The following is a 23325-nucleotide window of genomic DNA, read 5'->3' on the forward strand; positions in this document are numbered from 1 at the left end:
TTCCAGAGTACTCAGCGCTCGATAGATTTCGGTCCCTGCTCCAGATGCGCCTGGGTGCAGTACCAGTCCTGGCGTTGGCTCAATGCCCGGTCTTGAGGCAGATGCACGCCGCAGTGCGCACAGCGAACCATGGGCGCGGCACTTTGTTCGCCGGGCTGTTGCTGGGTCGAAGCGGGGCGCTTGAATTTGCGCCAGAACCATACCGCAGCAGCAATCAGGGCAATCCAGAACAGTAAACGAACCATGGCAGGCAGCTTCTCGACAGGGAATCCGGCAGTTTAGCCAAGGATGTTAGCGGCGCACAGGGTAATAAAGTCGCGCCATAAAAAAAGGAGCCCCGAGGGGCTCCTTCTTGCGCTGCTAAGACGGGTTTCAGTCAAAGACACCGAACGTCATGTAGCTGAACCACGAGCGATCCTGGTTGTTGCCCAGGGCCTCTGGTGCTTCTTCCTCGATCACGTCGCCGTTCTCGTCGTGCGGCTTGAGCTCGGACGGAATGGCGTCCTTGGCGTCCTGGTACTGCTTGAGGATGTCCTGGTTGGCGCGGGTTTCGCCCGGCGGCAACGGTGGACGGGACTCGATCAGGCCCAGGGTGTACTTGCTCAACCACGAGCGGTTGTCCGCTTCGGCAACCTGCGGCACAAACTGGCCGTCTTGCAGGCTAGGGTGGTCCGGGTAGTTGAGTTTCAGGGTTTCCAGGCTGGTAGCCGCCAGGGTGTCGAGGTGCAGGCGCTGGTAAGCCTCGGTCATCACTGCCAGGCCATCACCCACGGAAGGGGTTTCCTGGAAGTTTTCCACTACATAGCGACCGCGGTTGGCGGCAGCAACATAAGCCTGGCGCGTCAGGTAGTAGTGGGCTACGTGGATTTCGTAGGAAGCCAGCAGGTTGCGCAGGTAGATCATGCGCTGCTTGGCGTCCGGCGCGTAGCGGCTGTTGGGGAAGCGGCTGGTCAGTTGGGCGAACTCGTTATAGGAGTCGCGCGCAGCACCTGGGTCACGCTTGGTCATGTCCAGCGGCAGGAAGCGCGCCAGCAGGCCAACGTCCTGGTCAAACGAGGTCAGGCCCTTGAGGTAGTAGGCGTAGTCCACGTTCGGATGCTGCGGGTGCAGGCGGATAAAACGCTCGGCAGCGGACTTGGCAGCTTCCGGCTCGGCGTTCTTGTAGTTCGCATAGATCAGTTCGAGCTGGGCCTGGTCGGCATAGCGGCCAAACGGATAGCGCGACTCCAAGGCCTTGAGCTTGGCCGTGGCGCTTGTGTAGCTATTGTTGTCCAGGTCGGCCTGAGCCTGCTGGTACAGCTCGACTTCACTGAGGTTTTCGTCGACGACGTCCTTTGTTGACGAGCAAGCAGCAGTCATGGCGAGGATGGCGATCAGCAGCAGGTGTTTCACTTGCATGGCGGCTTGCGTCCCTATGACGGCCGCTGTCTTGGGCGGGGCCGTCCTGTTATGATGAGCGCCCCGATGAAAGCCTCGGGGCAAAAGACGCCGTATTTAACCACAAGCGCGCAGCCGAAACCAAAGGCTGTGCCTCGCCTAGTCTGAGCATGTCCGATAAAATTGAACTTCGCGCAGAGGTGCCGTCCGAATTGGGCGGCCAACGCCTCGATCAAGTCGCCGCACAACTATTCGCTGAGCACTCGCGCTCGCGCCTTTCCGCCTGGATCAAAGACGGCCGCCTGACTGTGGATGGAGCGGTTATCCGCCCGCGAGACATAGTTCATGGCGGTTCGGTTCTTGAGCTGACTGCCGAGCAGGAAGCCCAGGGAGAATGGATCGCCCAGGACATCGAGCTGGATATCGTCTATGAAGACGACGACATCCTCGTAATCAACAAACCCGCAGGCCTGGTGGTTCACCCGGCGGCCGGGCACGCTGATGGCACCTTGCTCAATGCCTTGTTGCACCACGTGCCGGACATCATCAATGTCCCGCGCTGCGGCATCGTCCACCGCCTGGACAAGGACACCACCGGTCTGATGGTAGTGGCCAAGACCATCCAGGCGCAGACGCAGTTGGTCACACAATTGCAGAGTCGCAGTGTCAGCCGCATCTATGAGTGCATCGTGATTGGTGTGGTCGTGGCCGGTGGCAAGATCAACGCGCCTATCGGTCGTCACGGCCAGCAGCGCCAGCGCATGGCGGTGATGGAGGGCGGCAAGCAGGCCGTCAGCCACTATCGCGTGCTGGAGCGCTTCCGTTCACACACCCATGTGCGGGTCAAGCTGGAAACCGGCCGTACCCACCAGATCCGGGTACATATGGCGCATATCAACTTCCCGTTGGTCGGCGATCCGGCCTACGGTGGTCGCTTCCGTATTCCGCCGGCCGCCAGCGTGACCATGGTTGAGTCATTGAAGTCGTTCCCGCGCCAGGCGCTGCATGCACGCTTCCTGGAACTGGATCATCCGACGAGCGGTGAGCGGATGAGCTGGGAATCGCCACTGCCCGACGACTTTGTCTGGTTGCTGTCGTTGCTCAAGCAGGACCGCGAGGCCTTTGTCGGATGAATGACTGGCTGATTCCTGACTGGCCTGCGCCGGCCGGGGTGAAAGCCTGCGTCACCACCCGTGCGGGCGGCGTCAGTCTGGCGCCGTTCGACAGCCTCAACCTAGGTGATCACGTCGAGGACAGCCCTGCAGCTGTGCTTGAAAATCGTCGTCGCCTCACTGCCGCGTTCGATATCCAGCCCGCCTGGCTGCGCCAGGTGCATGGCGTGGTCGTGGTTAAGGCCGACCCGGGACAGATTGCCGAGGCTGATGGCAGTTGGACCGAGACGCCGGGCGTCGCCTGCACGGCGATGACCGCCGATTGCCTGCCGGCCCTGTTTTGCAACAAGGCCGGTACCCGGGTTGCTGCGGCCCATGCCGGCTGGCGTGGCCTGGCGGCGGGTGTACTGGAAGCTGCCGCCGACAGCTTGGGGGCTGTGCCGGCCGACGTACTGGTGTGGTTAGGCCCGGCGATTGGCCCCAAGGCCTTTGAAGTCGGCCCGGAAGTGCGTGAAGCGTTTATGCAGCAACACCCGCAAACCGCGCAGGCCTTCGTTCCCGGCCACAACCCCGGCAAGTTCCTGGCCGACATCTACCAGTTGGCGCGCCTGCGCCTGGCTGCGCGTGGAATCACCGCCGTCTACGGTGGCGGCTTGTGCACCGTGACCGATCCGCGCTTCTTTTCTTACCGGCGCAGCCCGCGCACCGGTCGATTTGCCTCCCTGATCTGGCTCGAACGCTAGACTCTGCTGATCCATATCAAGCAGTGCCGGCTTGAATCTTCCAGAATCCACCCCATCTATAGGGGTATCTGGCAGGTTTCTTCATTCAGGATGCGTTAATCGCGGGCAAGCTCGCTCGCACATAGCTCCGGCCTGCTCAAAAGGAAGGTGACTAATGCGTATTGATCGTTTAACCAGCAAATTACAATTGGCGTTATCGGATTCCCAATCCCTGGCGGTTGGCCTCGACCATCCGGCCATCGAGCCCGCGCACTTGATGCAGGCACTCCTCGAACAGCAGGGTGGTTCTATCAAGCCCCTGTTGATGCAGGTGGGCTTCGACGTCAACAGCCTGCGCAAAGAGTTGAGCAAAGAGCTCGACCAACTGCCGAAAATCCAGAATCCGACGGGCGACGTGAATATGTCCCAGGATTTGGCGCGCCTGCTCAACCAGGCAGATCGCCTGGCCCAGCAGAAGGGTGACCAGTTCATCTCCAGCGAACTGGTGTTGCTCGCCGCCATGGATGACAACAGCAAGCTCGGCAAGTTGTTGCTGGGCCAGGGCGTGAGCAAAAAGGCCCTGGAAAATGCCATCAACAACCTGCGCGGCGGCGAGGCGGTGAATGACCCCAATCATGAGGAGTCACGCCAGGCCCTGGACAAATACACCGTCGACCTGACCAAGCGCGCCGAAGACGGCAAGCTGGATCCGGTGATCGGGCGTGATGACGAGATTCGTCGCACCATCCAGGTCCTGCAGCGTCGTACCAAGAACAACCCGGTGCTGATCGGTGAACCTGGGGTGGGTAAAACTGCCATCGCCGAAGGCCTGGCCCAGCGCATCATTAATGGTGAGGTGCCGGACGGCCTCAAGGGCAAGCGCTTGCTGTCCCTGGACATGGGGGCGTTGATCGCCGGTGCCAAGTTCCGTGGCGAGTTCGAAGAACGCCTCAAATCCCTGCTTAACGAGCTGTCGAAGCAGGAAGGGCAGATCATTCTGTTTATCGACGAACTGCACACCATGGTCGGCGCTGGTAAAGGCGAAGGCTCGATGGACGCAGGCAACATGCTCAAGCCAGCACTGGCCCGGGGTGAGTTGCATTGTGTGGGGGCGACCACGCTCAACGAATACCGCCAGTACATTGAAAAGGACGCGGCCCTTGAGCGTCGCTTCCAGAAAGTCCTGGTGGAAGAACCGAGCGAAGAAGACACCATCGCGATCCTGCGTGGCCTGAAAGAGCGTTATGAGGTCCACCACCGCGTGGCAATCACTGACGGTGCGATCATCGCGGCGGCCAAGTTGAGCCATCGCTATATCACTGATCGTCAGCTGCCGGACAAGGCCATTGACCTGATCGACGAAGCGGCCAGCCGGATTCGCATGGAGATCGACTCCAAGCCTGAGGTGCTGGACCGCTTGGAGCGCCGCCTGATTCAACTGAAAGTGGAATCCCAGGCGCTGAAAAAAGAGGACGATGACGCGGCGAAGAAACGCCTGGAAAAACTCCAGGAAGAAATCGTCCGCCTGGAGCGTGAGTATTCGGACCTGGAAGAAATCTGGACCTCGGAAAAAGCCGAAGTACAGGGTTCCGCACAGATCCAGCAAAAAATAGAGCAGTCGCGCCAGGAACTGGAAGCTGCCCGCCGTAAAGGCGACCTGAACCGCATGGCCGAGTTGCAGTACGGGGTGATCCCGGATCTGGAACGCAGCCTGCAAATGGTCGACCAGCATGGCCACAGCGAAAACCAGTTGCTGCGCAGCAAGGTGACCGAGGAAGAAATTGCCGAGGTTGTGTCCAAGTGGACCGGCATTCCGGTGTCGAAGATGCTGGAAGGCGAGCGTGACAAACTGTTGCGTATGGAAAGCCTGTTGCACCAGCGCGTGATTGGCCAGGAAGAGGCCGTGGTGGCAGTGTCCAATGCGGTGCGGCGTTCACGGGCCGGTTTGTCCGACCCGAATCGCCCGAGTGGCTCGTTCATGTTCCTCGGCCCGACCGGTGTGGGCAAGACCGAGCTGTGCAAGGCCCTGGCCGAGTTCCTCTTTGATACTGAAGAGGCGATGGTGCGTATTGATATGTCCGAGTTCATGGAGAAACACTCCGTGGCTCGTTTGATCGGAGCGCCACCAGGCTATGTGGGCTACGAGGAAGGCGGCTATCTGACCGAAGCGGTACGGCGCAAGCCTTACTCGGTGATCCTTCTGGATGAGGTCGAGAAGGCCCACCCGGATGTGTTCAACGTGTTGCTGCAAGTGCTGGAAGATGGCCGGCTGACAGACAGCCACGGGCGTACCGTGGACTTCCGTAATACGGTGATCGTGATGACCTCCAACCTGGGCTCGGTACAGATCCAGGAGATGGTCGGGGATCGTGAAGGCCAGCGTGCTGCGGTAATGGACGCGCTGACCAGCCACTTCCGCCCGGAATTTATCAACCGGGTCGACGAAGTGGTGATCTTCGAGCCTTTGGCGCGGGATCAGATCGCTGGCATTACCGAGATCCAGCTGGGCCGCCTGCGCAGCCGTCTGGCAGAGCGCGAGCTGATGCTGGAACTGAGCAGCGAGGCCTTGGACAAGTTGATCGCGGTTGGCTACGACCCGGTGTATGGCGCACGGCCTTTGAAACGTGCGATCCAGCGCTGGATCGAGAACCCGCTGGCGCAACTGATCCTCTCGGGCAGCTTTATGCCGGGGACCAGCGTCAAGGCCACCGTGGAAAACGACGAAATCGTCTTCCACTAAGCCTGCAACTGGTGGTTATAAGCAGAGGCCCCGCATTGCGGGGCCTTTTTTTTCGATAGGGCGTTGAACTGTAAGGCAAAGGCTTGTAAAGTGCGCCCCGCAGCAACGTCAGCCCACGGGTTTCTTCTCCCCAAGGAGAAATCAGAAAGAAGCGCAAATCATTGTCTTAAAAGCAATTTAAAGGGTTGACAGGGGTTTTTAAGATTGTAGAATAGCGCGCCTCAGACACACGAACGTAGCGATACGGACGGGTCGAAGAGAAGGTAGTAAGCAGCATCGTAGTACTTTGAAATATGTAGTTCCGTGATAGCTCAGTCGGTAGAGCAAATGACTGTTAATCATTGGGTCCCAGGTTCGAGTCCTGGTCACGGAGCCAATTTCAAACCGGGGTATAGCGCAGTCCGGTAGCGCGCCTGCTTTGGGAGCAGGATGTCAGGAGTTCGAATCCCCTTACCCCGACCATTTTTGGGTCGTTAGCTCAGTTGGTAGAGCAGTTGGCTTTTAACCAATTGGTCGTAGGTTCGAATCCCACACGACCCACCATTTTTGAGACCAGTTAACGCTGGAATCGAATCTTAAGATCAGAGGCCAAAAGTCCTGATCGAAGAAGGCGACTTGAAAAGGTCGCCTTTTTTTTACCGGGGTATAGCGCAGTCCGGTAGCGCGCCTGCTTTGGGAGCAGGATGTCAGGAGTTCGAATCCCCTTACCCCGACCATATTAAAAATCCTCGTATCGAAAGATACGGGGATTTTTTTTGCCTGTGCAAAAGCTGAAGTTACCTCGATCAAATGTGGGAAGAGGCAAGCCCCCTCCCACATTGAGCAGTCCCACACTGGGCCGTGTTGTTAGTGGAGCTTGAGCCGCGGCTCGGTGCCTCGGCCAATCTTGCTGCCCAGCATCAACATCATCGTGCGGAAGAACCCGTACAACGCCATCTGGTGCATGCGGTACAGCGACACATAAAACATCCGCGCTAGCCAGCCTTCGAGCATCACACTGCCGGTCAGGTTGCCCATCAAGTTACCCACAGCCGAAAAACGCGACAGCGAGATCAGGGAGCCATAGTCGGTGTACTTGTAGCTGGGCAGTGTCTTGCCTTCGATGCGCAATTTCAGGGACTTGGCCAGCAGTGACGCCTGCTGGTGGGCTGCTTGGGCCCGTGGTGGAACGTTGCGGTCGGTGCCTGGCTGCGGGCAGGCGGCGCAGTCACCGAAGGCGAAGATATTCTCGTCACGGGTGGTCTGCAGGGTTGGCAGCACCTGCAATTGGTTGATGCGGTTGGTCTCCAGGCCGTCGATGTCCTTGAGGAAACCTGGCGCGCGAATCCCTGCGGCCCACACCTTGAGGCTGGCGGGGATAACTTGGCCGCTGCTGGTAATCAGGCTGTCGGCAGTGACTTCGCTCACGGCCGAGTTGGTCATGACCGTCACGCCAAGCTTTTCCAGGGTTTTATGCACAGGCCCGCTGATCCGCTCTGGCAGGGCTGGCAATACCCGAGGGCCGGCTTCGATCAGGGTGATGTGCATGTTTTCCGGCTTGATCCGGTCCAGGCCATAGGCCGCCAGTTCATGGGCGGCGTTGTGCAGTTCGGCGGCCAACTCGACACCGGTAGCGCCAGCGCCAACGATTGCCACGCTGATTTGCTCCACCACATCGGTTTGCCCGGCATGGGCGCGCAGGTAGTGGTTGAGCAATTGCTGATGGAAACGTTCGGCCTGCTTGCGGGTATCGAGGAACAGGCAGTGCTGTGCCGCGCCTTCGGTGCCGAAGTCATTGGTGGTGCTGCCGACGGCAATCACCAGGGTGTCATACCCCAGCACGCGTGCAGGCACCAGCTCGCGGCCTTCTTCATCAAGGGTTGCGGCCAGTTGGATTTTCTTCTGTTCACGATCGAGCCCGCTCATGCGCCCTAGCTGGAACTCGAAGTGGTTCCATTTTGCCTGGGCAACATAATTGAGTTCGTCTTCAGAAGAGTTCAGCGAGCCGGCCGCCACCTCGTGCAGCAGGGGCTTCCAGATATGGGTCAGGTTGGTATCGACCAGCGTAATGCTGGCGGTACCGCGCTTGCCCAGAGTCTTACCCAGGCGGGTAGCCAACTCCAGGCCGCCGGCGCCGCCGCCGACGATAATAATACGATGGGTCATGGGGGTATCTCGCAAGGCTAAAAGAAATCGGTGCAGTTACCCGAGCGAGCGCCAGGCAGCTCATAGCGTCAGGTAACTCAAAAGACGGCTCAGAATGCCCAGGCCAATCACCACAACCAGTACCACCCCAAGGAGCAGCCACGGCCGGAAAGGCTTGCGCTCAACCTGGTGCTGGGACAGTTGCAGGTACTCTTCGACATGTTGTTGGTCGTCAGGGTTCAGGCGGCTGGTCATAAAGGCCTCGTCAGGTAGACGTTGCAGAAGGGCACCACGTTACAGGCTGATACCCACATCGAACACTATGCTGCGCCCCAGGTTGTTGCGCAAGAAATCCGGCGCGTCCGGATGGGCGAACAGCACCCGCGCAAAGGTCGGACCGACCAATGACAGCGAGCGCCAGCCCTGGCGCAGGTACTCGGTGGGCGGCGGGAAATGGCTGTTGAGGTCCAGCACTTCGCGCTTGAGGCTGGCGAAGGCGATGATATCCAGCTCGCCCAGGTCCATGCCGCGCTCTTTGTAGTTATGGGCTTTCTTGCGCAGGGTCGGCGCCAGGCGCAGGAGGAATTCATGGGCGGGAATGCGCCTGGGCTTGGCCTCGCGCCGCACCAATTGGCTCAGGGAAAAGGCACTGCGCCGGCGCAGCAGTTCGTCGCGCCATTCGTCATTCAGGCGGCGGCCTTCGTCGAGGACAAAAAACACCTCGAAACTGGCATCGCGAAACAGCACATCGGGCGGTTCTTGGCCCGCGGCATGAAACTCTTCGGCGCGGTAGGGCACATTCAGGCCTTGCAGCAGGCGCTGGCAGACCCAACGCTCACGCTCCCATTTGCGGGCATTGGACAGGAACGCGTTGGCTTGTTCGGCCGCTATGGTGAGCAGGCGCAAATAATCTGAGTCATCCATGGTTCCAGCTTAGCGTTCAAATGATGACCGCAGGAAGTCCCGTGTGAAAAGGCTCGGTGTAGACTGGCGGTTCGGTTGACGGTTTTGCACAAGGAGTTTGCGGTGAGGTTTTTGCTTGCGGTATTTCTGAGCTTTCTGCCCCTGTGGGCCCAGGCGGTTGAACTCGGGGAGCGGTTGGCGCCGTGGACCCTGCTCGACCAATTCGACCAGGCCTACACCCTGGATAGCCAGGCGCAGGTCCTGCTGGTGGCGCGCAGCATGGACGCGGCCAAACTGATGGATACGGCATTGCAGGGCCAGCCCAAGGGGTATCTGGAGGCGCGCCATGGGGTGTTTGTCGCCGATATCCAGCGCATGCCGAGGCTGATCGCCAAGCTCTTCGCGGTCCCTGCGATGCGGGCCTACAACTACCGGGTGATGCTTGACCGTGATGCGCGGATTACTCCGCGTTATTCGGCGCCTGTGGATAAAGTGCTGTGGCTGCAACTGGAAGACGGCAAGCTGGTGGCGCGCCATGAGTACGCCTCTGCCGCCGAACTGCGCCAGGCCCTGGAGCAGGTGCAGCCGTGATCAGCGCCGCCGTGCTGGCACCGCACACCCTGTGGCTGGGCTGGCTGCTGTATGCGCCGGTGATTGTATGGGCGATCCTGCGCTCGTCCTGGGTCGAACTGTTTGCCGACCGGCGGCGTCAGCACCTGTTATTTGGCACGGTGTTCGCGCTGTTCATGCTGTGGTTGGTGCGCCGGGACTTCGACACCGGGGTGTCCTACCACTTTATCGGCATGACCGCCGTGACCCTGCTGCTCGACTGGCCATTGGCAATCGTCGGCGGGCTCGCGGCGCAACTGGGCCTGGTGCTGCTCGGGCGCCAGGACTTGGCGGCGGTCGGGGTCAACGGCGCGCTGCTGGTCCTCTTGCCGGTATTGGTGACTGAGACGTGCGCGTTGCTGGTGGAACGGGCGCAGCCGCGCAATCCCTTCGTGTATATCTTCTGTTCCGGCTTTTTTGCCGCCGCATTGTCGGCGTTGCTGTGCCTGTTGGCCGGCCTGGGCCTGCTGTGGCTGGACGGGCGCTTTGCCATGCCCGAGTGGATCGAGGACTTCATCGGTTACCTGTGGCTGATCATCTTTCCCGAAGCGTTTATCAACGGCATGGTGATCAGTGCGCTGGTGGTGTTTTGCCCGGAATGGCTTGAGACTTTCAACCGCACGCGCTACCTCTCGGCGCCCTGGAAAGATGACAATTCACGCCCTTGATCCAAATCAAAGGCGTGACGCAAAAGTGGTCGCATGCTCTGCGAAACTTCCAGGAGCACGATCATGAGTGTGTACGAGTGGGCACGGCAGGAGTTGCGCAGAAGCCAGGATGCGGCACAGGAAATCGGTTTTGACCCGGGCTTGAGCCTGCGCGCCTTGCTCAGTGCAGTGGTGCAGCAGAGCAAGGGCGTGCGTAGTGCCGAAGACCTGGCCGACGAGTTGCAGTTTTTAGCGGAAAACCTCGACGACCAACAGGACTACGGCTTTATGCGGCCTTAGTGGGCGCGCGGTGGCAGGTCTTCGGAGAACAGTTCGTCTTCGGCGTCCGGGCTGACCGGAATCTTGTGTTCCTCTGAGGCCCAGGCACCCAGGTCGATCAGTTTGCAGCGATCCGAGCAGAATGGCCGGTTGAGGTTGGTCGCTTTCCATTCCACGGGGGCGCCGCAGGTTGGGCATTCGACGGTCAAGGGTTGGCTCATGTTCGGCCTCCACGCAAAGTAAGGTAAAAGTGGTGCAGTCGCTCGACCTCGGCCTGTAGCCAGGCCAGGTCCTGGTCATTGACCAGTACATCGTCGGCATGGCGCAGGCGATCTTCCCGTGAGGCCTGGGCCTTGAGAATTGCCTGCACCTGTCCTTCGCTGATGCCATCGCGCAGCAGGGTACGCTGAATCTGTGTTGATTGCGGCACATCGATCACCAGGATGCGCTGGGTCATGGTGTGCTGGCCCGACTCGATCAACAACGGCGACACCAGGATCGCATAGGGCGAGCGGGCGCGGGCCAGATGGCTGCGGATCTCGTCGGCAATCAGTGGGTGCAGCAGGGCCTCAAGCCACAGGCGTTCTTGCGGCGTCTCGAAAATACGCTTGCGCAAGGCAGCGCGATCCAACTGGCCATCGGGCAGCAGGATTGCGCTGCCAAAGTGCTCGGCAATCTTTGCCAACGCCGGCCGACCGGGCTCCACCACCCAGCGCGAGGCATGGTCGGCGTCGATAAGGTCTACGCCAAGGTCGATAAAGTGCTGGGCGGCAGCGCTTTTGCCGCTGCCGATGCCGCCCGTCAAGCCAAGAATCCAGGGTGTTGCGACAGAAGTGGTCATCTGAAACCGACAGACTGCAAATAGAAGTCGGTTATTTGACCACCCCAGAGCAATGCAATCCAGCCGGCAATCGCCAGATAGGGACCAAACGGCAGTGGCACCGATGTCTGCGCGTTACGCATGCGCAACAGAATCACCCCTGCTATCGCGCCCACCAGCGATGCCAGCAGCAGCGTCAGCGGCAGGATCTGCCAGCCACCCCAGGCGCCGAGCAGGGCCAGTAGTTTGAAGTCGCCATAGCCCATGCCGTCCTTGCCAGTGCACAGCTTGAACAGCCAGAACACCGACCACAGGCTCAAGTAACCGGCAACCGCGCCCAACAGGGCATCGGGCAGGGTCACGTACAACTCGAAATAATTGAGGATCAACCCCAGCCACAGCAGTGGCAGCACCAGCACATCCGGCAGCAGTTGGTGATCGGCGTCGATCAGGCTCATAGCCAGCAGGCCCCAACTCAAGAACAGCACTCCAGCGGCCGGCCAGCCGAAGCCGTAGTGCCAGGCAATAAATGCCGAGAGCAGCCCGCAGGCCAGTTCGGTCAGCGGGTAGCGTGGGCTGATGGAGGCGTGGCACTGCGCGCAGCGCCCCCGCAGCAGCAAGTAGCTGAGCACCGGGATGTTTTGCCACGGGCGAATCGGCTGTGAGCAGTGCGGGCAGCAGGAGTTGGGGTGCAGCAGGTTATAGGTCGGGCCGCTGGGCTCCGGGGGCAGGCCGAGTATTTCATGGGCCTGGGCGCGCCAGTCCCGCTCGAGCATTTTCGGCAGGCGCCAGACCAGCACGTTGAGGAAGCTGCCAACGATCAGTCCCAGCACCAGTGCAGCCCAGACGAACAGCCAGGGGTGGAGGATCAGGAGTTGCTCCAGGGTCATGTTCAAAACGCCGTGCCAAGCTGGAAGATCGGTAGGTACATGGCGATCACCAGCGCCCCGACAATGCTGCCGAGCACCACCATGATCAGCGGCTCCATCAGGCTGGTCAGGTTGTCCACCAGGTTGTCGACGTCCGTTTCATAATGCTCGGCGACCTTCTCCAGCATGCTGTCCAGCGTGCCCGACTCTTCGCCGATGGCTGTCATCTGGATCGCCATGCCAGGGAACAGGCCGCTGGCGCTCATGGATTGATTCAATTGCATTCCTATTGCCACGTCCTGGCGCATGCGCGTGATTGCCTGGGTGAACCGCTCGTTGCCGGTGGCTGCGGCCACTGAATCCAACGCCTGTGCCAGCGGCACGCCGGCGGCGAAGGTAGTGGCGAGTGTGCGAGCGTAGCGGGCGACAGCGGTTTTTTTCAGCAGTGTGCCTGCCAACGGCAGTTTCAACAAACCAGTGTCCAGCCACAGGCGCAAGCCGTTGTGTCGACGGTAGCCACGGCGTATCCCCCAGGCAGTCGCGGCCACGGCCAGCAACAGCATCCACCATGCGCTCTGCATGAATTCGGACAGCAGGATAACCAGTTGGGTAAAGCGCGGCAGCGGTGTGTCGATGCCGGCGAACAGGCTTTCGAATTGGGGTACGACGTGGATCAGCAAGATGCTGCTGACCAGCGCCGCCACGAGCAGGACCACCAGCGGATAGGTCATGGCCTTCCTGATCCGGGCCTTGAGGCGTTGGCTCTTTTCCAGGTGGGTGGCTACTCGTTCCAGAAGGGTTTCCAGGGTGCCAGCCTGTTCGCCGGCCGCGATCAGGCTGCAATACAGTGGGGTGAAACACTGCGGCTGTTTCAATAATGCGCCGGTCAGGCTGTTGCCTGCGGCAATCTCCTGCTTCAATCCCTGGACCATCGTGCGCATGGCGCGGCTGTCAAAGCCTTCGCCAATCATGTCGAAGGCTTGCAGCAGGGGGATTCCCGCCCTCAGCAGAGTGGCCAGTTGGCGAGTGAACAGCGCAATATCGGCCGGGGTGATGGGGTTGCCCAGGCCCGAAAGGAGGCTGGAGCGCATCTGTACCCGAAGCGGGTTGATACCTTGCCGGCGTAATTGGGCCTTGATCATGGCGGGGCTATGGCCACGGGTTTCGCCAGAGACCTTGCGGCCATTGCGCAACGTGCCTTCCCAGGCGTAGGTGGTGGCGGGGTTCGCGGTGACATCATTCATTGGCGGCGACAGCTCATCGGCAGGTGACGATCTACAGCTTAGTCAGGCCTCTGTGTCCGTCAGGCTATTGGACAAGGGGAAAATGTCAGATTGTGCGTCTTGTGAGGGCCTTGCCCGGCGCGGATGAGTACACTGGCGCGGTTGTTGAGGGCAGGGCGCAGGACGTGCCTTGCGATGGGGTTTTATTCTGGAGAGTGAGTGTGATGCGTCAGAACGGCTTTACTTTGATCGAGTTGTTGATCGTCGTGGCGATCATCGGCATCTTGGCCACCATTGGCCTGCCCATGTACACCAAGCACCAGGCCAAGGCCAAGTTCACGGCTGGGCTGGCGGAAATCTCGGCGTTGAAGGCGGGCTTCGAAGACACCTTCAACCAGGGCACGGTGCCCACGCTGGCGCTGATCGGTGGCTCCAGCCCGACCGCCAACTGCGTGATCAGCGTGGTGGGTGATGTGGCTGCGGGGACGGGCTCGATTGCCTGCCAAATCCTCGATGCGCCTGCGCCGATCCAGGGCAAGCTCATTACCCTGGCGCGCAGTGCCAGTGAGGGTTGGAAGTGCACCACCAGCGCTGACGAGCAGTACGTTGCAAAGGGGTGTGCGGCTGGCAACTGAGGCCGGGCTGCCTTAATCAGTGATAGGAGCCCGGCGTGACGGGCTCCCAAGTAAAGGTTGCCCATGACGTTATCCGTGCAACAGCGAGGAAGCGTGTTCCTGGTGCTGGCGCTGAGCCTTTTGCTACTGGGTATTACCCTGTCCTTCAGTGGCCATGACTGGCAGCGTGTCATGCAGGTCGGCGTGGGTGTCTGTGCGTTGCTCTATTGCCTGGCGACTCCCGCCATGCGCCTGGTCGACAAGCCCACCGCTATCGGCCTGGCGCTGGTATTCGGCCTGGGCCTGATCTCTTCGTCGTTGGCCCACCAGCCACTCTGGGCGCTGACCGAGTGGGCGCTGATGATCACCTGCGGGGTGATTGCCGCAGCGTTTGCCCGGTTGCGGCGCAATGGCGATCCAACCCTGGATCAGGTGCTGATCCTGTTTGTGTTGCTGCTGTGCCTGATCAAGGTTGTGCAATACGGGTACGCGGGCGTGCTGGCGTTTACCAGTGGCGCACCGACACTGGACACTGACCTCCTGCTTTCCGGGTTCTCCAACAAGCGCTTCTACGGCCAGTTCCAGACATTTACCTTGCCGTTGCTGGCATTGCCGCTGTTGCTCGCGAGCACCTCGCGGTTGGCGCGAGGGTTGGTATTTGCCCTGTTGTGTGCCTGGTGGTTGATTGCAATCAGTGGCGGCACCCGTGGCACCTGGCTGGGCATCGGCGTGGCTGCAATCGTCGTGGCTTTCCTGGGGGCTGCGGGGCGCCGCTGGTTGACCTGGCAGTTGGCTGCACTGTGTGGCGGGCTGTTTTTGTACTGGTTGTTGTTCACGGTCCTGGCGCGTTACCTGGGGCTGGAAATTGCCAGTCTTTCCAATGACCGGCTCACCACCAGCCTTTCGGGCCGTGAAGTGATCTGGTGGCAAGCCTGGGACATGATCCGCGAACGGCCGTGGCTGGGTTTCGGGCCGATGCACTTTGCCGATATCCCTAACCCGATTGCCGCCCACCCGCACCAGGCGATCCTGCAGTGGGCCAGTGAGTGGGGCGTGCCATCGGCCTTGTCTGTGGCGCTGCTGGCGTTGCGCGGCGGCTGGGCCACGTTGGTGGTCATTCATCGGCAAGGGGCGGCAGGGTCCGCGCAAGACCTGCTGCGCCTGTGCCTATTTGCCGCGCTGCTGGGCGCGACGGTGCAGGCCATGGTCGATGGGGTGATTGTGATGCCTTATTCGCAACTCTGGTTGGCGCTGGTGGTGGGTTGGCTGATGGCCTTGCATCCGTGGCGCACGCCGGTTGTCGCGCCTATGCCGCTGTTGTACCGGGCCTGGCAAGCGTCGGCAGTGCTCGCGGTGGTGTGGCTGGTATTTGTCGTGTATCGCGACTTGCCTGGTGCCACTGAGCGCAGCCAACACTACATTGACGTTGCCAAAAGCCATCTGCAGCCACGGTTCTGGGTCCAGGGAGTCATTGCGCCGCACATTCGGTAAGTTGCCGGGCGCCCAATGCAGTGCTAGCTTTAGCCCACCGCCCGTGTAGCTCAGTTGGTAGAGCAGCGCACTCGTAACGCGAAGGTCGCAGGTTCGACTCCTGTCTCGGGCAAAAAGGCACCACAGTTTTCAGATGATCCCAGAATGGTTCTGAAGGCCAGATGAACCGGTATTCGTGCCCGTTCTTTTGTATCTGCGCAACCTTGATGACCCAGATGCATCCCCATTCCTCGATCTAAGAGAACGACATGACCACGACAGCAATGACCCAGGAAGTGCGGCACGCAGAAGCCCTCAAGAAATATCTCGAGGAATCGCCGCAGCTTAAGGAAGAGATCAAGGAACTGAACGCTGATGACCAGCGCGACCAGATCCAGTGGGCATTCGAGGACGAGGCCGAGAGCCAGGGCTTCCAGCCTTGGGAACTGACCCTCAAGTACACGACCACAGCGGAAGAATTCGAAGCGGCGCGCCTGGCCTTGCACAAAGAGGCGGCCGAGGTGCTGGGTGTCGAGTGGGAAGAGTACTGCGAGATGAACAATCTGGTGGTTTAAGCGCGATTATCGCCGGCAAGCTGGTTCCTACAGGTGTCGCACAATTGTGTAGGAGCCGGCTTGCTGGCGATGACGGTGTCAGATACTGAGCCGCATCGACAAATCCACTGCCTTCACATCCTTGGTCATCGCCCCGATGGAGATGTAGTCCACGCCGGTCTCGGCAATGGGCAGCAAGGTGCTTTCATTGATCCCGCCGCTGGCTTCCAGCTTGGCCTTGCCGCCGTTCAAGCGTACGGCTTCGCGCATGTCGTCCAGGCTCAACTCATCCAGCATGATGATATCGGCGCCCGCCGCCAGGGCTTCGCGTAACTCTTCCAGGCTTTCCACTTCGACTTCCACCGGCTTGCCCGGGGCGATCTTGTGGGCGGCAGCTATGGCCTGGGCAATGCCACCGCAGGCGGCGATATGGTTTTCCTTGATCAGGAACGCGTCATACAGGCCGATGCGATGATTGTGGCAACCGCCGCAGGTCACTGCGTATTTTTGCGCCAGACGCAGGCCCGGCAGGGTCTTGCGGGTGTCCAGCAGCTTGACCTGGGTGCTGGCGACAAAGTCCGCCAGGTACTGCGCGCGCGTGGCCACGCCCGACAACAGTTGCAGGAAATTCAGCGCACTGCGCTCACCGGTCAGCAATGAGCGGGCGGGGCCTTCGAGGTGGAACAGCGCCTGATTGGGGCTGACGCGTTCACCGTCGCGCACCTGCCAATGCACGGCAACTCGCGGGTCCAACTGGCGGAATACGGCATCGACCCAGGCGGTGCCACTGATCACGGCAGTATCCCGGGTGATGATCGTGGCCTTGGCCAGCCGTTCGGCCGGGATCAATTGCGCAGTGATATCGCCGCTGCCGATGTCTTCCAGCAGTGCGCGGCGCACGTTGGCTTCGATTTCGGCGGTGAGGTCGGCGAGGCGTAGATTCGGCATAGCGGGCTCCACATACAAAGTGCCCCGATTATAGGGGCATGGCAGCGCCGAACCCAAGGTATGCCGGCATAACCTGCCTGATTACAAAGCACCTACAGAGTTTGCTGGCGCTACAGGGGCTATTTGCAAGATAATCTCGCGCCTTGCAATTGGCGTCATAGCTTTGACGTCTCGGTGATCTACAGATAATCGCGCTCCCGCCGGTATTCCATTGGCGGTTGCCGCGCGAGCGCTCACAAAACCGAACCCCGTCGTTCCAGGAGGCCAGCATGCACAATGACGCAAAGGTGGTGCCGATCAACAAGATCGCCGCACAAGCGATGCCGTCGCCGCTCGCCCGCCTGCCTGTGATCGTGCTCCAGGTGCGTGACAAGGCCACCCAGCAACTCGACCGGGGTTTGCAGGAACTGTTCGATAACGCCGACGACACCCTGTTCGAAATGGCCGACAAGGCCCGCAACAACGCCGACCACAATATTTTCTTTGAAGCCATGCGCGACCTGCGCCTCAAGCGTAAGAACTTCGAGCGCGTGTTCATGGAGCAATTCTTCGACGCATTCGCCAACCTGGGGCAGGCCGGGCAAGGCGAGTTGCTGTTGCCGACGGTCTCCTACGAAGCAGTACCCGGCGCGTGCGCCGATGACCTGGAAAAAGCCGTGGCCCTGGAGGCCATGCTCGACAAGGTCATGCACCGTGATGGCCTGGCCCTGGGGCAACTGACCGCCCGCCTCGGTGCGCTGCTGGGCAAGCGCCTCGACGATCGGGAAAACCCCCTGGGCCCGGCGATGCTCTGCGAGTACTTCCTGCGGGCCGGGCGCAGCCTGGGGGTGGAGATCCGGGTCAAGCTGATCATTTTGAAACTGTTTGAAAAGTACGTGCTCAGCGATGCCGACCTGCTCTATGGCGAGGCCAATCAGTTGCTGGTCGCCACCGGCGTGCTGCCCGAACTCAAGGCCGTCCCCTCGCGGCGTGCCGGCGAGCGCGCCAGCAGGGCCCGCCCGCCGGTCGAAGCGGCCCCTGCTGCCGACCCGCAGGCCGATGAGGCCGAGCAACAAGTCTTCGCGGCTCTGCAAGAACTGCTGCTGACCGTGCGCGGCAGTGTGGCCCCGACCCTGGAGGCCAGCGCCCAGGCCCAGCCGATTTCTACCCGTGACCTGCTGCGCCTGCTGTCTCACCTGCAGCAGTATGTGCCGGAACCTGCGGTCGAGGACGATTTCGACCTGCGCCGCCAATTGGAAGAACTGCTCACCCGGGTCAGCGTCAAGAGTGGCAAGTCGCGGGTAGTGGAAGATGCCGACGAGGATGTGATCAACCTGATCGCCATGTTGTTCGAATTCATCCTCGACGACCGCACCCTGCCCGATTCCCTCAAGGCGTTGATCGCGCGCCTACAGATTCCGATGTTGAAAGTGGCCGTGCTGGACAAGAGTTTTTTCAGTCGTGGCAGCCACCCGGCGCGGCGCTTGCTCAATGAAATCGGGACCGCCGCCATGGGCTGGGGCAAACGTGACGACTATCAGCGTGACAGCCTCTACGTGCGCATCGAGCAGGTGGTGCAGTGCCTGTTGAATGATTTTGTCGACGACCCGGCGATTTTCTCGGTGCTGCTGCAGGAATTCACCGCTTACACCCAGGACGAGCGCCGCCGCAGTGAGTTGCTCGAACAGCGCACCCGCGACGCCGAAGAAGGGCGCGCCCGCACCGAACAGGCCCGGCAACGGGTCGCCGATGCGGTTAGCCAACGCTTGCTGGGCAAGGTCTTGCCGCAGTTCGTGGTGCAGTTCCTGCAACAGGCGTGGAGCCAGGTCTTGTTGCTCGAATGCCTCAAGCACGGGCAACACTCGCCGCAATGGCAGGCGCGGTTGCGGGCCATGGACGAATTGATCTGGAGTGTCGGCCTGAGTGAAGACACGGAGGCTGGCCACCGCCTGCTGGAACAGTTGCCCGCGTTGCTCAAGGCCCTGCGTGAAGGGTTGAGCGAGGCGGCGTTTGATTCGTTTGTCACCCGGGAGTTTTTTGTCCAGTTGCAGGCCCTGCATACCCAGGCGTTCCAGGGGGCGGCGCTGCCCGGCGTGACACTGGTCCAAGTGCGCGAGGACGCGGCGGCTGGGGCGCCAGGGCAGACGGTCAGCCTGGCGGAGGACGATCCCGATCTGCTCAAGGTCCGACAACTGCGCATCGGCAGTTGGGTCGAATTTCGCGAAGATGAGGAAAACACCCTGCGCTGCAAGCTGACAGCGATTATCGCGCCCGCCAACAGCTATATATTTGTCAATCGCACAGGCCTCAAGGTGCTGGAGAAAACCTGCACTGAACTGGCCTTGGAGTTCAAGCGTGGCGGGGTGCGTACCCTCGATGATGCACTGCTGTTCGACCGCGCGCTGGCGTCGGTGATTGGCAATCTGCGGCAACTCAATCGCGCCAAGTGATCGCAACCACCTGGCGGATCACGGCATACTGGACGCTCCCACGTCTTGCGCAAGGAACCTGTATGCAGTTGGACCCCACCAGCGGTTGGTGCCAGGGCATTGCCCATTGCCCGTCGCCCAACTTCAATGAACGCCCGGGCGGCGAGATTTCCCTGTTGGTGGTGCATAACATCAGCTTGCCACCGGCCCAGTTCGCCACGGGCAAAGTGCAGGAGTTCTTCCAGAATCGCCTGGATGTCACGGAGCATCCCTACTTTGCAGGTATTGCCGACCTACGGGTTTCTGCGCACTTTCTGATTGAGCGCGACGGCGCCGTGACGCAGTTTGTCTCCTGCCAGGACCGTGCCTGGCATGCCGGCGTCTCCTGTTTCGAGGGGCGCGAGACCTGCAACGACTTTTCCCTGGGGATCGAGCTTGAAGGGACCGACGACCAGCCCTTTACCGACGCCCAGTACCAATCCTTGATCGAACTGAGTCGCCAATTGCTGGCCGCCTACCCGGGCATCACGCTCCAGCGCATTTGCGGTCATAGTGACATCGCCCCAGGACGCAAGACCGATCCTGGACCGGCTTTTGATTGGGCGCGTTTTCGCGGCGCCTTGCAGGAAGGAGGACATGCACAATGAGTTTCCTGGTGTTGGTGCTGGCGGTATGGATCGAGAAGTTCTCGGCCTTGCGTTCGCGGGTACAACGCGATGGCCTTTGGCTGCGCGAACTGGCCCGGCTTGAGTCGAGCGCGCGGCTGGGCAAGCAACCCTGGCTGATCCTGGTGTTGCTGGTATTGCTGCCAGTCGCGCTGCTGGGGCTGTTGCTGCTGGTCCTGGAGCCGGTGGCCTATGGTTTGCTGGCACTGCCGGTGCACCTGCTGGTGGTGATCTACAGCCTGGGCCGTGGTGACCTGCTGGGCCAGTTGGGGCCGTTTCGTGATGCCTGGCGCCGGGGTGACCTGCAAGCGGCTGAACACGTTGCCGAGCGCGATCTGGCCATTGGCGCCGACAGCGGCGAGCAACTGCTGGAGCGGGTCCAGGGCCATTTGCTGTGGCAGGCCTACCAGAGCTTTTTCGCGGTGATTTTCTGGTACTTCCTCCTTGGCCCGGTGGTCGTCCTGGCCTACCGCTTGCTGGCACTGGCTACCGAACACGGGCAAAACCCGCTGGTGGTCGAGCGCGCCGGGCAATTGCGCCATGCCTTCGACTGGTTGCCGGTGCGGTTGCTGGCGGCAAGTTTTGCCCTGGTCGGCAACTTTGTCGCGGTCAGCCGGGTGATGCTGCATGAGCTGCTGAGCTGGGATATCAGCGCAGCGCAACTGGTGGAAAAGGTCGGCCTGGTGGCCGGCGAAATTCCTGCGCCGGTGGTCGGTGCCGAAGGTATCAACAGCCTGGACCGGTTGTGGGAACTGCTGCTGCGCGCTGCCGTGTTGTGGTACGCCGGGTTTGCGATCTGGACCGTCTTGCCCTGAAAAATACCTTGTGGGAGCGGGCTTGTGTGGGAGCGGGCTTGCTCGCGATGCGGTGTAGCCGTCAAAAAATCCGGTACTGACACACCGCTATCGCGGGCAAGCCCGCTCCCACACAAGCCCTCCCACATAGAGTCTGTTGTGGCTTCAAAAATCGGCCTGCCGCCAAGCCCCACCGATCGCGTTAACCTTAAGTTACAAAACTCCCCGCCGATTTAAGCTATACAGACAGCGCGCCCAATAGTGGCTTTCTGCCGCTGCCCTGCGCCTTCAATAAAAATAAAAGAAAAGGGAGTTCATCTGTGAAGAGCTTGCTCTATCCCGCCATTGCGTTGATGAATCGCCTGAGCTTCGGCATGAAGTTCAGCCTGATCAGCGTGCTGTTTTTCCTGCCGATGCTGGTGACCAACTATTACCTGGTGCGCGACTCCTGGCGTGAGTTCCAGGGCACGCAGGTGGAGTTGCAGAGCCTGGACCTGCTGGGCAGCAGCCTGATCCTGCGGCGCGACCTGGAAACCCTGAACAATCAGGTACAGATCAACGCCACCCTCGGCCAGGCAGGCAAGGCGGGGGATATCGAAAGTCAAATCAGCGCTTTGGAGCAGCGCGTACTTGAACGCCTGCAAGGCTTCCAGGCGATGACGGCCGATCCGGAGCAGGTCGCAGTGTTCGAAAGCAAGCGCGATGAAATGATTGCGGCGTTCAAGGGCCAGCAAACCGAGTCTTCACTGTTGAGCAAAAGTGCGTTGATCGGCAAGTTGCTCAACAAGGCACAGATGTTCAGCCAGATCATTGCCAGCCAGTCGGGGTTGAGCCGTGATGTGCAGAGCGATGTGCGCCAACTCAGCGACCTGGTGACCAGCGTCACCCCGCAAGTCACCCAGGCCCTGGGCGAGGGCCGGGCCATGGGCGCGTACTCCCTGGGCCAGGGTTTTCTCAACTCCTCGTCCAGTACGCGCTTTGACGAACTGCTGCAGCAATTGGAAAAGCTCCAGGCTGAATACGGCTTGAAAGTGCAGGACGCCCTCGGCTCCAGCAAGGCCGCCCATGGCTCCCTGGATGCCTTGGCCCAAGCCAGCCAGGCCAGCCTCAAGCAGGGCAGCGAACTGTTTGAAGAGCAGGTAGTGATGGCCGAAACCCTGGAGGCGCCGTGGCAGACCTTCTATGACGACGTGACGGCCTTGATGGCCAAGACCTATCAATTGGACGACGCGACCCTGTCCTTCCTCGACCAGCAGCTGCAACAGCGCCTGGCCCAGAACCGCACGCACATGGTGCTGCTGGTCGCGGCGCTGGCGGCGGTGTTCCTGTTGATTTTCTATCTGTACGGCGGCTTCTACGCCTCGACGCGCACCACCCTGCGCCGCCTGGGCGCGATGATGGATAAGGTCGCTGCCGGGGACATGACCGTCAGCTTCAAGTCCCAGAGCCGCGATGAACTGGGGGAGTTGGGCGAAGTGTTCAACGGCACCGTGGCGAAAATCCACGACCTGATCGAACGGGTAGGGCAGACCGTCCATGAAGTCGAGCATCAGGCCGGGCAAGTGGAATCGGTGTCGGCGCGCAGCAACCAGGCGGTGTCGGGCCAGCGCAGCCAGATCGAGCAGGTGGCGACGGCCATGAACCAGATGTCGGCAACCGCCCACGAAGTGGCGCGCAGTGCGGCAGCGGCTGTCAGCAGTGCCCACAGCGTCAACGATGAGACCCTCAGCGGGCGTGGCCTGGTGCAATCCCAGCAAGGCAGCATCGCGCTGCTGGCATCGGAGATCGATCAGTCAGTGCTGGTGATCAATCAACTGGCCATCGACAGCCAATCCATCAGCAGCGTGCTGGAAGTGATCAAGAGCATTGCCGAGCAAACCAACCTGCTGGCCTTGAACGCGGCCATCGAGGCTGCACGGGCCGGTGAGCAGGGGCGCGGGTTTGCGGTAGTGGCCGACGAGGTCCGCACCCTGGCCCGACGCACCCAGCACTCCACCGAAGAAATCGAGCAGATGATCGCCAAGCTGCACCAGGGCGTCAGCGCAGCGGTGAAGGCCATGGGCAGCAGCCATAAAATGGCCAGTGGTACGGTTGGTCAGTCGGAAAAAGTCCAGTTGGCCCTGGAAAACATCCTCGGTGCGGTAGGCATGATCGTCGATCAGAACCAGCAAATCGCGGCGGCGGTGGAGCAGCAGACGGCGGTGGCCCACGACATCGACCAGAACATTGTCGAGATCAATCGGGCTGGCGAGCACGCAGCCCAAGGCGCGCACCAGACCGAAGAGGCCAGCCGGCAATTGTCCCTGCAGGTGATTGAGCTGAAAAAGCTGATCGGCGCATTTCGCGTGTGAGTTATGTCTGTAGGTTTTGTTTGTTGGTGATGTAGTGCATGTCCTGTTTTCCCGTGTGAGCTTTTTTTGTAGTGCGATTGGGTGAGAATTTGTTTC

The 23325-nt window shown here is 60.7% G+C and carries 23 protein-coding genes and 5 tRNA genes; 18 read left to right on the forward strand and 10 right to left on the reverse strand.

The genetic code is table 11. The features are described 5' to 3' along the window. Positions 1-11: 11 nt before the first annotated feature. Positions 12-245, reverse strand: a complete 234-nt coding sequence (locus AC19YY_RS00215; RefSeq protein WP_169951040.1) for a PP0621 family protein — start codon at positions 243-245, stop codon at positions 12-14. 127 nt (positions 246-372) lie between these two features. Then, on the reverse strand, positions 373-1398 hold the full coding sequence (locus AC19YY_RS00220; RefSeq protein WP_169951038.1) for an outer membrane protein assembly factor BamD: 1026 nt from the start codon (positions 1396-1398) through the stop codon (positions 373-375). A 149-nt stretch (positions 1399-1547) separates the two neighbouring features. On the opposite strand from AC19YY_RS00220, the gene rluD reads away from it, so the two are divergent. From rluD to AC19YY_RS00255, 7 genes are all read left to right on the forward strand, one after another. Next, complete coding sequence (gene rluD, locus AC19YY_RS00225; protein ID WP_029292014.1) at positions 1548-2510, forward strand: 23S rRNA pseudouridine(1911/1915/1917) synthase RluD; 963 nt, start codon at positions 1548-1550, stop codon at positions 2508-2510. Beyond that, a complete protein-coding gene (gene pgeF / locus AC19YY_RS00230) occupies positions 2507-3232 on the forward strand; it encodes a peptidoglycan editing factor PgeF (protein ID WP_169951036.1) in 726 nt (241 codons plus the stop codon). The genes rluD and pgeF overlap by 4 nt, the downstream gene beginning before the upstream one ends. 154 nt (positions 3233-3386) lie before the next feature. Beyond that, positions 3387-5951, forward strand: coding sequence for an ATP-dependent chaperone ClpB (gene clpB / locus AC19YY_RS00235; protein ID WP_092230488.1), 2565 nt, complete (start codon positions 3387-3389; stop codon positions 5949-5951). A 300-nt stretch (positions 5952-6251) separates the two neighbouring features. Further along, positions 6252-6327 (forward strand) — tRNA-Asn (locus tag AC19YY_RS00240). Between the two features lie 9 nt (positions 6328-6336). Further along, positions 6337-6413 (forward strand) — tRNA-Pro (locus tag AC19YY_RS00245). A 5-nt stretch (positions 6414-6418) separates the two neighbouring features. After that, a tRNA-Lys gene (locus tag AC19YY_RS00250) sits at positions 6419-6494 on the forward strand. A 96-nt stretch (positions 6495-6590) separates the two neighbouring features. Continuing rightward, positions 6591-6667 (forward strand) — tRNA-Pro (locus tag AC19YY_RS00255). A gap of 130 nt (positions 6668-6797) precedes the next feature. Here the strand turns inward: AC19YY_RS00255 and AC19YY_RS00260 are convergent. The 3 genes from AC19YY_RS00260 to AC19YY_RS00270 are packed head-to-tail and all read right to left on the reverse strand — an operon-like array spanning position 6798 to position 8999. Next, positions 6798-8096, reverse strand: a complete 1299-nt coding sequence (locus tag AC19YY_RS00260) for an NAD(P)/FAD-dependent oxidoreductase (RefSeq protein WP_169951034.1) — start codon at positions 8094-8096, stop codon at positions 6798-6800. A 60-nt stretch (positions 8097-8156) separates the two neighbouring features. Next, the gene (locus AC19YY_RS00265) at positions 8157-8330 is read right to left on the reverse strand and encodes a DUF3094 family protein (RefSeq protein ID WP_169951032.1); all 174 of its coding nucleotides are present in this window, start codon (positions 8328-8330) and stop codon (positions 8157-8159) included. 39 nt (positions 8331-8369) lie between these two features. Next, complete coding sequence (locus AC19YY_RS00270) at positions 8370-8999, reverse strand: DUF1780 domain-containing protein (RefSeq protein ID WP_029292005.1); 630 nt, start codon at positions 8997-8999, stop codon at positions 8370-8372. A gap of 102 nt (positions 9000-9101) precedes the next feature. Here AC19YY_RS00270 and AC19YY_RS00275 point away from each other — a divergent pair, with 102 nt between their 5' ends. The 3 genes from AC19YY_RS00275 (at position 9102) to AC19YY_RS00285 (ending at position 10534) form a co-directional block, all read left to right on the forward strand. After that, on the forward strand, positions 9102-9569 hold the full coding sequence (locus tag AC19YY_RS00275) for an FAD/FMN-containing dehydrogenase (protein WP_500603745.1): 468 nt from the start codon (positions 9102-9104) through the stop codon (positions 9567-9569). Then, positions 9566-10255 (forward strand): energy-coupling factor ABC transporter permease, encoded by a 690-nt coding sequence (locus tag AC19YY_RS00280; protein ID WP_169951027.1) that lies wholly within the window; start codon positions 9566-9568, stop codon positions 10253-10255. The genes AC19YY_RS00275 and AC19YY_RS00280 overlap by 4 nt, the downstream gene beginning before the upstream one ends. A 63-nt stretch (positions 10256-10318) precedes the next feature. Next, the gene (locus AC19YY_RS00285) at positions 10319-10534 is read left to right on the forward strand and encodes a hypothetical protein (protein WP_057441062.1); all 216 of its coding nucleotides are present in this window, start codon (positions 10319-10321) and stop codon (positions 10532-10534) included. Here the strand turns inward: AC19YY_RS00285 and yacG are convergent. The 4 genes from yacG to AC19YY_RS00305 are packed head-to-tail and all read right to left on the reverse strand — an operon-like array spanning position 10531 to position 13446. Then, on the reverse strand, positions 10531-10734 hold the full coding sequence (gene yacG / locus AC19YY_RS00290; protein ID WP_092238375.1) for a DNA gyrase inhibitor YacG: 204 nt from the start codon (positions 10732-10734) through the stop codon (positions 10531-10533). The genes AC19YY_RS00285 and yacG overlap by 4 nt on opposite strands. After that, entirely contained in the window at positions 10731-11354 is a 624-nt protein-coding gene (gene coaE / locus AC19YY_RS00295; protein WP_172312247.1) for a dephospho-CoA kinase, read from the reverse strand. The genes yacG and coaE overlap by 4 nt, the downstream gene beginning before the upstream one ends. Beyond that, a complete protein-coding gene (locus AC19YY_RS00300; protein ID WP_169951022.1) occupies positions 11351-12223 on the reverse strand; it encodes a prepilin peptidase in 873 nt (290 codons plus the stop codon). Before AC19YY_RS00300 ends, coaE begins: the two co-directional genes overlap by 4 nt. A 2-nt stretch (positions 12224-12225) precedes the next feature. Beyond that, complete coding sequence (locus AC19YY_RS00305) at positions 12226-13446, reverse strand: type II secretion system F family protein (protein WP_500603746.1); 1221 nt, start codon at positions 13444-13446, stop codon at positions 12226-12228. 203 nt (positions 13447-13649) lie between these two features. Between AC19YY_RS00305 and AC19YY_RS00310 the strand changes: the two genes are divergently transcribed. The 4 genes from AC19YY_RS00310 to AC19YY_RS00325 all read left to right on the forward strand — a co-directional run bounded on the left by AC19YY_RS00310 (position 13650) and on the right by AC19YY_RS00325 (position 16084). After that, positions 13650-14060, forward strand: a complete 411-nt coding sequence (locus AC19YY_RS00310; RefSeq protein WP_169951393.1) for a pilin — start codon at positions 13650-13652, stop codon at positions 14058-14060. A 63-nt stretch (positions 14061-14123) separates the two neighbouring features. Further along, positions 14124-15530 (forward strand): O-antigen ligase family protein, encoded by a 1407-nt coding sequence (locus AC19YY_RS00315; RefSeq protein WP_500603747.1) that lies wholly within the window; start codon positions 14124-14126, stop codon positions 15528-15530. Between the two features lie 39 nt (positions 15531-15569). Further along, a tRNA-Thr gene (locus tag AC19YY_RS00320) sits at positions 15570-15642 on the forward strand. A 136-nt stretch (positions 15643-15778) separates the two neighbouring features. Further along, on the forward strand, positions 15779-16084 hold the full coding sequence (locus tag AC19YY_RS00325) for a DUF6388 family protein (RefSeq protein ID WP_169951014.1): 306 nt from the start codon (positions 15779-15781) through the stop codon (positions 16082-16084). Positions 16085-16162: 78 nt separating this feature from the next. Here AC19YY_RS00325 and nadC read toward each other — a convergent pair whose 3' ends face one another. Continuing rightward, positions 16163-17011 (reverse strand): carboxylating nicotinate-nucleotide diphosphorylase, encoded by an 849-nt coding sequence (nadC, locus tag AC19YY_RS00330; protein ID WP_170041720.1) that lies wholly within the window; start codon positions 17009-17011, stop codon positions 16163-16165. Between the two features lie 269 nt (positions 17012-17280). Between nadC and AC19YY_RS00335 the strand changes: the two genes are divergently transcribed. From AC19YY_RS00335 to AC19YY_RS00350, 4 genes are all read left to right on the forward strand, one after another. Next, complete coding sequence (locus tag AC19YY_RS00335; RefSeq protein ID WP_169951008.1) at positions 17281-19440, forward strand: DUF1631 domain-containing protein; 2160 nt, start codon at positions 17281-17283, stop codon at positions 19438-19440. 62 nt (positions 19441-19502) lie between these two features. Then, positions 19503-20066 (forward strand): 1,6-anhydro-N-acetylmuramyl-L-alanine amidase AmpD, encoded by a 564-nt coding sequence (ampD, locus tag AC19YY_RS00340; RefSeq protein WP_169951005.1) that lies wholly within the window; start codon positions 19503-19505, stop codon positions 20064-20066. Beyond that, positions 20063-20899: a regulatory signaling modulator protein AmpE gene (gene ampE, locus AC19YY_RS00345; protein WP_169951001.1), complete on the forward strand. Its 837-nt coding sequence runs from the start codon at positions 20063-20065 to the stop codon at positions 20897-20899. The genes ampD and ampE overlap by 4 nt, the downstream gene beginning before the upstream one ends. A gap of 1625 nt (positions 20900-22524) precedes the next feature. After that, a complete protein-coding gene (locus AC19YY_RS00350) occupies positions 22525-23229 on the forward strand; it encodes a methyl-accepting chemotaxis protein (RefSeq protein ID WP_463671605.1) in 705 nt (234 codons plus the stop codon). The last annotated feature ends 96 nt before the right edge of the window (positions 23230-23325 follow it).

It is taken from the genome of Pseudomonas sp. MF09156 (genome assembly GCF_059862305.1).

Excerpts from the sequence above, each read along its gene's own strand:
- AC19YY_RS00215 (WP_169951040.1), bottom strand. The coding sequence starts at position 245 with ATGGTTCGTTTACTGTTCTGGATTGCCCTGATTGCTGCTGCGGTATGG.
- AC19YY_RS00220 (WP_169951038.1), bottom strand. The coding sequence starts at position 1,398 with ATGCAAGTGAAACACCTGCTGCTGATCGCCATCCTCGCCATGACTGCT.
- rluD (WP_029292014.1), top strand. The coding sequence starts at position 1,548 with ATGTCCGATAAAATTGAACTTCGCGCAGAGGTGCCGTCCGAATTGGGC.
- pgeF (WP_169951036.1), top strand. The coding sequence starts at position 2,507 with ATGAATGACTGGCTGATTCCTGACTGGCCTGCGCCGGCCGGGGTGAAA.
- clpB (WP_092230488.1), top strand. The coding sequence starts at position 3,387 with ATGCGTATTGATCGTTTAACCAGCAAATTACAATTGGCGTTATCGGAT.
- AC19YY_RS00260 (WP_169951034.1), bottom strand. The coding sequence starts at position 8,096 with ATGACCCATCGTATTATTATCGTCGGCGGCGGCGCCGGCGGCCTGGAG.
- AC19YY_RS00265 (WP_169951032.1), bottom strand. The coding sequence starts at position 8,330 with ATGACCAGCCGCCTGAACCCTGACGACCAACAACATGTCGAAGAGTAC.
- AC19YY_RS00270 (WP_029292005.1), bottom strand. The coding sequence starts at position 8,999 with ATGGATGACTCAGATTATTTGCGCCTGCTCACCATAGCGGCCGAACAA.
- AC19YY_RS00285 (WP_057441062.1), top strand. The coding sequence starts at position 10,319 with ATGAGTGTGTACGAGTGGGCACGGCAGGAGTTGCGCAGAAGCCAGGAT.
- yacG (WP_092238375.1), bottom strand. The coding sequence starts at position 10,734 with ATGAGCCAACCCTTGACCGTCGAATGCCCAACCTGCGGCGCCCCCGTG.
- coaE (WP_172312247.1), bottom strand. The coding sequence starts at position 11,354 with ATGACCACTTCTGTCGCAACACCCTGGATTCTTGGCTTGACGGGCGGC.
- AC19YY_RS00300 (WP_169951022.1), bottom strand. The coding sequence starts at position 12,223 with ATGACCCTGGAGCAACTCCTGATCCTCCACCCCTGGCTGTTCGTCTGG.
- AC19YY_RS00305 (WP_500603746.1), bottom strand. The coding sequence starts at position 13,446 with ATGAATGATGTCACCGCGAACCCCGCCACCACCTACGCCTGGGAAGGC.
- AC19YY_RS00310 (WP_169951393.1), top strand. The coding sequence starts at position 13,650 with ATGCGTCAGAACGGCTTTACTTTGATCGAGTTGTTGATCGTCGTGGCG.
- AC19YY_RS00315 (WP_500603747.1), top strand. The coding sequence starts at position 14,124 with ATGACGTTATCCGTGCAACAGCGAGGAAGCGTGTTCCTGGTGCTGGCG.
- AC19YY_RS00325 (WP_169951014.1), top strand. The coding sequence starts at position 15,779 with ATGACCACGACAGCAATGACCCAGGAAGTGCGGCACGCAGAAGCCCTC.
- nadC (WP_170041720.1), bottom strand. The coding sequence starts at position 17,011 with ATGCCGAATCTACGCCTCGCCGACCTCACCGCCGAAATCGAAGCCAAC.
- AC19YY_RS00335 (WP_169951008.1), top strand. The coding sequence starts at position 17,281 with ATGCACAATGACGCAAAGGTGGTGCCGATCAACAAGATCGCCGCACAA.
- ampD (WP_169951005.1), top strand. The coding sequence starts at position 19,503 with ATGCAGTTGGACCCCACCAGCGGTTGGTGCCAGGGCATTGCCCATTGC.
- ampE (WP_169951001.1), top strand. The coding sequence starts at position 20,063 with ATGAGTTTCCTGGTGTTGGTGCTGGCGGTATGGATCGAGAAGTTCTCG.
- AC19YY_RS00350 (WP_463671605.1), top strand. The coding sequence starts at position 22,525 with ATGTCGGCAACCGCCCACGAAGTGGCGCGCAGTGCGGCAGCGGCTGTC.